The 7,343-nt window shown below is 40.4% G+C and carries 4 protein-coding genes; 1 reads left to right on the top strand and 3 read right to left on the bottom strand.

The window, feature by feature from the left end:
* Window positions 1-510 precede the first annotated feature (510 nt).
* Window positions 511-3,645, top strand: coding sequence for a CHAT domain-containing protein (locus IM496_RS18420; protein ID WP_194016608.1), 3,135 nt, complete (start codon window positions 511-513; stop codon window positions 3,643-3,645).
* 385 nt (window positions 3,646-4,030) lie between these two features.
* Here the strand turns inward: IM496_RS18420 and IM496_RS18415 are convergent, their stop codons facing one another.
* The 3 genes from IM496_RS18415 to IM496_RS18405 are packed head-to-tail and all read right to left on the bottom strand — an operon-like array spanning window position 4,031 to window position 6,993.
* Window positions 4,031-5,689, bottom strand: a complete 1,659-nt coding sequence (locus IM496_RS18415; protein ID WP_287662859.1) for an NAD+ synthase — start codon at window positions 5,687-5,689, stop codon at window positions 4,031-4,033.
* 12 nt (window positions 5,690-5,701) lie between these two features.
* Window positions 5,702-6,430: an NUDIX hydrolase gene (locus tag IM496_RS18410; RefSeq protein ID WP_287662857.1), complete on the bottom strand. Its 729-nt coding sequence runs from the start codon at window positions 6,428-6,430 to the stop codon at window positions 5,702-5,704.
* On the bottom strand, window positions 6,427-6,993 hold the full coding sequence (locus IM496_RS18405) for a nicotinate-nucleotide adenylyltransferase (RefSeq protein WP_002743664.1): 567 nt from the start codon (window positions 6,991-6,993) through the stop codon (window positions 6,427-6,429). The genes IM496_RS18410 and IM496_RS18405 overlap by 4 nt, the downstream gene beginning before the upstream one ends.
* Window positions 6,994-7,343: the final 350 nt, after the last annotated feature.

The following is a 7,343-nucleotide window of genomic DNA, read 5'->3' as shown; positions in this document are numbered from 1 at the left end:
TTAGGGACTTGCGCTTTGATAATGTACCTTTTGGGCGAACGCAGTTCGCCCCTACATTGTGGACAAAATCCGTTACTGTAGGGGCGCAAAGCTTGCGCCCTCCGATCGATTGGGATATTATTCCCACGCAAGTCCCTTAGCTGATTGGATTAGGAAACATTTATTAAAGATTCCTCTAATGTCGGGTTAGCGAGGGGAAAAATTATGTCATTGATCAGATCTTCGTACTTAAATAGGACTGTTATCGCATTAAATTTAACAAGGGAGTTCAATATGATTACCTTTGAAAACGCGCTGGAGTTGGTTAGTCAATTACCCAGGGAACAGCAAGAAATGTTAATCGAGTCAGGGGAGAATATCAGGAATTGAGAGCTTGTTCCTGTAGTTATGATTGCCGCATCATTTTCTATTTGGAACGAGACGAGAAAACTCAAACAGATAGGATAGTTTTGATTAACATTGGAACTCATGATGAGGTGTATTAACTAATAACTGATAGCGGAAATAACTATGAATCCCAAATTTTACGCCTTACTTACTCTTTCTCTGGTGGCTACCGTCACCCTACCAGTTGTTAACGGGAAACTCTCCTCTCTCGTCCCTGCGGTAATAGCGCAAAATACGGATGCGAGGAAAGCAGAAGCGGATCAACTTTTGCAATTATGTCGCCAGAATCTTGATAATAATCAAGTAAAATTGGCGATTCAATCCTGTCAACAGGCGGTGATAGCCTACCGGCAAATTAAAGACCTTTCAGGGGAAGCTAAATCTACCGTTAATTTAGGCAATGCCTATGTTAACGACGGTCAATACCGTCAAGCTATTTCTGTTTTAGAAAATGCGGTTAAAATAGCACAAGAGTCAAAAGAACGTCGTCTAGAAGCCCTCGCCTTTTTAAATCTCGGTGGGGCTTACTATGAGTTAGGAGAATTTAAGGAGAGCATAGAATTTTTTCAGCAGACTTTAACCATCGCAAAAGAAATTAAGGATGCTGATTTAGAAAAAAGTGCTGAAAAACTTTTAGTATTAATGGAAGCAGAAAAACAGCGAAAAGAAGCGGATAGGCTTTTACAGCAAGGCGCTCAACAATATAAAATAAGTCAGTTTCGAGAAGCCTTGCAATCGTGGGAAAAAGCCTTACAAATTTATCAAGAAATCAAAAATCGTCAGGGAGAAGCGGCTTCTTTAGACAATTTAGGAAGTGCTTATCTTTCCCTCGGACAATATCAAAAAGCGATCGAGTCCCACCAAAAGTCTTTAGTCATTAACAGAGAGATAGTTAATCGCCAAGGAGAAGCCAATTCTTTAAACAATTTAGGAAACGCTTATAGCTCCCTCGGACAGTATCAAAAAGCGATCGATTACCACCAGCAGTCTTTAGCCATCACGAGAGAGTTAGATGATCGTTCTGGGGAAGCCAAGGTTTTAAACAATTTAGGAAACGCTTATCAATCGCGTGGAGAGTATCAAAAAGCGATCAATTACCATCAGCAGTCTTTAGACATCACGAGGGAGTTAGATGATCGTTCTGGGGAAGCCAAGGCTTTAAACAATTTAGGAGTTGATTACCACTTACTAGGACAGTACCAAAAAGCTATCAATTACCACCAGCAGTCTTTAGAAATCGCTGAGAAAATCGGCGATCTAAAAGGGCAAGCCAATGCTCTCGGCAATTTAGGAAACGTTTACCAATCCCTCGGACAATACCAAAAAGCGATCGATTACCACCAGCAGTCTTTAGAAATCGCTGAGAAAATCGGCGATCAAGGAAGTAAAGCCAGATCTTTAGGCAATTTAGGAAATGCTTACCAATCCCTCAGAGAGTACCAAAAGGCGATCGATTACCACCAGCGGTCTTTAGCCATCGCGAGGTACATAGGCCTTCGCCAAGAGGAAGGGTCTTTTTTAAACAATTTAGGAGTTGCTCACTACTTCCTCAGAGAGTACAAAAAGGCGATCGATTACCTTGAACAGACTTTAGCCATTGCGAGGGAAATAGGCGATCTAAAAGGGGAAGCCGATTCTTTAGGCAATTTAGGAAGTGCTTATCTTTCCCTCGGACAATATCAGAAAGCGATCGATCACCATCAAGAGAATCGAGCCATAGCGAGGAAAATCGGCGATCTACAAGGGGAAGCTAATTCTTTAAATAATCTTGGCCTAGCTTATCAAAAGATAAATCAACCCGCAGAAGCGATCAAGAATTTGGAAGAGTCCCTCAACATTATCCTCAAGATACGGGGAGATATTTCGAGGGAAAATATTGCAGGTCAAAATCGAAAATCGTTTTTAGCCTCTAACGAAAGAACCGTCATCACCCTCGCCGAAGTCCTCATCCAGCAAAATCAACCAGAAAAAGCCTTTCAATGGCTAAACCTCGCCACTACCGCCGATCTCGCCGATTACAATCGCCTGATTAATGCCAAAGTTGCTGATCCCGATGCACAAAAAGCACTTGATAACTGGAACACCGACAATCAACAACTCGAAGGAATGCGACGACAACTACAGGATAAATTCTCTGAAGAACTGGCACAACAGATCCGACAATTCGAGGAGAAAGTGTATAAAAATGCGGAAAATATCGGAGATAAATATCCTGAAATTGCTGAACTTTTTGAAAGTAAACCCACCGACATCGCCCAACTCCAGAAAAATATCGCTCCTGATACCCTCGTTATTCAACCGGTTCCCCTCCGCGATAAAGTCGCCCTATTTCTCGTTACTAGAGAAAAATTAATCGTTATTCAAAGTGATGCAAAACGCGATGAATTGAATAAACTCGTCAGCGAATACCGTACCCAATTAGCCGATCATAAAAATAGCGATGTGGATGTTACCGGTGGCAAACTCTACGAGATTTTAATCCGTCCCATTGAATCACAAATCGCCACCAGTTCCCCGAAAAATATCGCTATTATTGCTAGTGGACAACTGCGCTATATTCCCTTTGAAACCCTCTACGATGAGAAAAATAAGCAAGTTCTCCTAGAAAAATATCCAATTTATTATTTAACTCGTATCTCCACATCTACCCCTCCCAGCACCGAAAGAAAACCCTTACAAGGTCTAGCATTTGCTAACCCTAAACCCACCCAAGAAGAACTTAAAGGCACAGAAATAGAAGCAGAAACTATCAGCAAAACCTTTCCCGGAAGTGAAAAATATCTCGGTACAAACGCAACTCTAGATATATTCAAAAAACAAGCCTTTCGCTTCTCGATTTTACACTTAGGAACTCACGGCTGTTTTGACCTTGCTGGCTGTCCTAATTTGGGTATGCAAGCTAATACTATTCTTTTCGCCAATAAAGAGGAATATAAAATCGCCGATGCCGCATTATTAGGCTTAAAAAATACCGAATTAATCACCCTGAGTGCCTGTCAAACCGCCAAGGAAGCCAACGCAGACGGCCAGGAAATATCGGGACTTGCTTACGTCTTAGAAAGAGCCGGTGCTAAATCAGTAATAGCCAGTCTTTGGAATGCTGAAGATAATACCAGTGCCGAAATTATGACCCAATTTTATCAAAATCTCAAGAATGGTATGACTAAAAGTGAAGCCATGCAAAAGGCCAAACTAAGTCAAATTAAAAGCCATCCTTTCTTTTGGTCGCCCTTTATTTTGATTGGGGCTGCTAATTAGACCTCTTGCATAATTTTTTTATGGTACAATGGAAAGTTTTTCTTTTTTCTCGATTTTTAGATGGAAGTGGAAAAAAGAATAAAATGTGATCTTAGGTCAGGAAATCATCCATACTTTTGCTATGTTTATTAGCAAAAATATGGATTATCAAAACTTAAAGGAGCGCGAAAGTGTGATCACTTCAAGCAATTATATCTCTCTACCCTTTTTTCTCCCAGTTCCTCTGCCACTAGCTTTCACCCACTTATATCAAGCAGTCAGGCTTATCGGTTAAATAACTTTGATAATTTTAGGCGAAGAGTCCTCTTAAATTGGCGTTTTGTTACCAATTGATCATACTCAATCTAAGAGAGCCATAACTGATAACTGATAACTGAAAACCCCTCTAACCCCAGCGACTAGCGATGGGCATTCGCCAACCAGTGCCAAAAGCGCGATCGCTAATTTTTAGACCCGGGGGAGCTTGTTTGCGCTTAAATTCGGCATTTTTAACTAATTTAATTACTTTCTGCACAATTTCAGGCTCAAAGCCGGCGGCGATAATTTGTTCGGCGGATTGATGGCGATCGATTAATAGTGCTAAAATAGCATCTAAAATCTCGTAGGGAGGTAAAGAATCTTGATCCTTCTGATTGGGTTTTAATTCAGCACTAGGAGCTTTATTAATCACATTAAGGGGAATAATTTCCCCGTGCCGATTTAACCAGCGACAGAGGGAATAAACCCTGGTTTTCGGCACATCGGCAATCACTGCTAAACCACCATTCATATCACCGTAAAGGGTGCAATATCCCACCGCCATTTCTGATTTATTGCCAGTGGATAATAGTAAATGACCGAATTTATTAGAGAGAGCCATTAATAAATTACCACGAATGCGTGACTGAAGATTTTCTTCAGCAATACCGAAATCAGTCCCAGCGAAAAGACCATCTAAAAGTTGATCATAAGCGGTCATAATTTCCTGAATTGCTAACTTCTCACTTTTGATACCTAAATTATTAACTAAAGCCACTGCATCGCTAATGGAATGGTCGGAACTATAGGGAGAAGGCATCATCACAGCGAGAACATTTTCTTTACCTAATGCGTCGCTGGCAATAGCGGCAACTAAACTGGAATCAATGCCACCACTCAAGCCGAAAATTACCCGTTTAAAACCGCATTTCTGCACATAATCTCGCACTCCTAATACTAAAGCTCGATAAATTTCCTCATCTTCATCGACGGGTAAAGGATGAATAACTGCGGGTAACAAATCTTGATTAAACTCGATCAATTCTAGGCTAGAAGTAAATGTCTGAGCGCGATAAATCACTTCTCCTTGTCTGTTAAAAGCCACGCTGTCACCATCAAAAATTAAATCATCATTACCTCCCACTTGATTGACATAAACTATAGGTAAATTATATCTAGTGGCACTATGGGATAATAAAGATTCTCGCAATTTTTGCTTACCGACACTGTAGGGAGAAGCGGAAAGATTAACGATTAAATCCACTCCCAAATTAGCTAAATCGGCGATGGGATTAACTGCGTATTGACGCTGACCCCAAAATTGTTCATCATTCCAAACATCTTCACAGATAGTTACACCGATTTTTACATTATTTTCTGTTATTTGAAAATATTGACTTTCTTTCCCAGAAGCAAAGTAACGATCCTCATCAAAAACATCGTAGGTAGGCAATAAACGTTTAGTAAAAATTTGTTTAATCTCTTGACTTTTTAACAAAGCTATGCTATTAAATAACGGCTTTTCTCCCCTGACCGTTGCCGAGGGATTTTTTTCGACAAAACCGACTAAGACGGCTAATTTTTCTGGTAATTGTTGGGACAATAATTGCAATTGTCGAGACATTTTCTCCACAAAACCCAGATTTAATAACAAGTCTCTGGGGGGATAACCACAGAGGGATAATTCCGGGGTTAAAAGTAATTCCGCTCCCTGATTAAATGCCGTTTGAGCAGCCTCTAAAATTCTTTGGGCATTTCCTTCAATATCTCCAACAATGGGATTTAATTGAGCGATAGCAATTCTCATATTTTTTCCTATTTAAACAAAAACTAACGGTTGCTCTTTAAAGGGAGCAAAAGCTTTTTCATCAAAGCGATATAAACTAGCAGGACGACCGGCACCACGAGAGACTTTTAAACCCATATCCTTGAGAAATCCTAATTTCAATAGCCGATTTCTGAAGTTAGAATAATCACTAAAATTTTTACCTAAAATTGTCTCATAAAATTGATAAAGATCATTTAAAGTAAATAATTCTGGTAAAACCTCAAAAGCGACGGGACTATATTCTACTTTATTGCGTAATCTTTGCCAGCCATATTCCAAAATTTGACCGTGATTAAGGGCTAAATCTGGCACTTTATCAATCATATACCAAGTGATATTATGATCCTGTTCAGTGATTAACTTTGCTTCTTCAAACCGCACTAAAGCGAAGTAACTCACCGATAGATAACGTTTCCCAAAACTCTCGGCCGCTGCCGGGGAATCTCCCTCTGGACTGCCAAAAGTATATAACTGTTCTAGATAGAGATTATTGACACTAATTTTCTCGGCTAAAATTCGATAGGCTGCCGTTTCCAGTGATTCCCCATTTCTAACTAAAGTCCCGGGTAAACTCCAGTAATTACTAAAAGGTTCTTCCCGTCGTTTAATCAGAAGCACTAGCAGCCGATTTAATTGGGTATCAACGGAAAAGATCACGTTATCAACTCCGACTTTAAAATCAGCTAGAGATTTATTAGCTAGGGTATTTGGCGATTTCATGCGTAAAGTTTTTGACCTTCGATATAATCTTTAATCGGTGCAGGAACAGCCTGTTTATCGCCTTTTTCTCGATAATCTGTTGAGGATACAGCCGGAGCAAATACATCAGCAATTAGACAATCACCCCCCAATGTTTGCAGTTGTTCAATATCATCTTGGTTAATAGGATAGCCTGGACGAGGAATCACGAGAATTTTGACTTTTTCTAGTAATTCTTGGCTACGATACCAGTGCCTAATTTGTCCAGCTAAATCAGAACCGATGACTAGGGTATATTCCTCCTGTTCTCCCCAAATTGCTTGCGCTTTTTCCACACTAATTAAGCTACGTCGATCGCTTAATTCTCGTCGCAGTTGTATATTATCCCTTGGGGGTTGAATATCCCGGATGAGCAAATTTAACATCCTCAGACGATGTTCGAGACTGGTTTGATGATTTTTAAAGGGATTATCGGCAGCCCAAACTGCAACAATATCGTACTGTTCCGATAACCATTTTAGTATGGCTTGATGACCGGCAGTAGGAGGATCGGCACTGGTTCCAAAAAGGGCAATTTTAAGCATAGGATTCAATTGCTTGCTCACTGAGGGATTAGTTTAAGTCTGCTCAAGCTTGGCAAAGATTAACTTCCCCCCATTATAGTTGATTTTACCAAAATAGGGCAAGAGGATCAGTCATCTCCTGCAAAAGTAAGTTATCGAGCCGCTATCGGGTCAAAATATCTAAAACCCCGGATAAATTCGACATAATTTTAGGTTTTATGAATAGGATAGTTAGGGACTTGCGCTTTGATAATGTACCTTTTGGGCGAACGCAGTTCGCCCCTACATTGTGGACAAAATCCGTTACTGTAGGGGCGCAATGCTTGCGCCCTCCGATCGATCAGGTTTGCTGATCACCCTAAGTAGGGGGA

This window comes from Microcystis sp. M049S2, assembly GCF_020245625.1.
Taxonomy (GTDB): Bacteria; Cyanobacteriota; Cyanobacteriia; order Cyanobacteriales; family Microcystaceae; genus Microcystis; species Microcystis ichthyoblabe_A.
The sequence above is the reverse complement of the archived record's forward strand: the minus strand, read 5'-3'. Positions and strand labels throughout refer to the sequence as shown.

What these genes read in the sequence shown, in the direction of transcription:
- IM496_RS18420 (WP_194016608.1), top strand. Translation starts at nt 511, where the DNA reads ATGAATCCCAAATTTTACGCCTTACTTACTCTTTCTCTGGTGGCTACC.
- IM496_RS18415 (WP_287662859.1), bottom strand. Translation starts at nt 5,689, where the DNA reads ATGAGAATTGCTATCGCTCAATTAAATCCCATTGTTGGAGATATTGAA.
- IM496_RS18410 (WP_287662857.1), bottom strand. Translation starts at nt 6,430, where the DNA reads ATGAAATCGCCAAATACCCTAGCTAATAAATCTCTAGCTGATTTTAAA.
- IM496_RS18405 (WP_002743664.1), bottom strand. Translation starts at nt 6,993, where the DNA reads ATGCTTAAAATTGCCCTTTTTGGAACCAGTGCCGATCCTCCTACTGCC.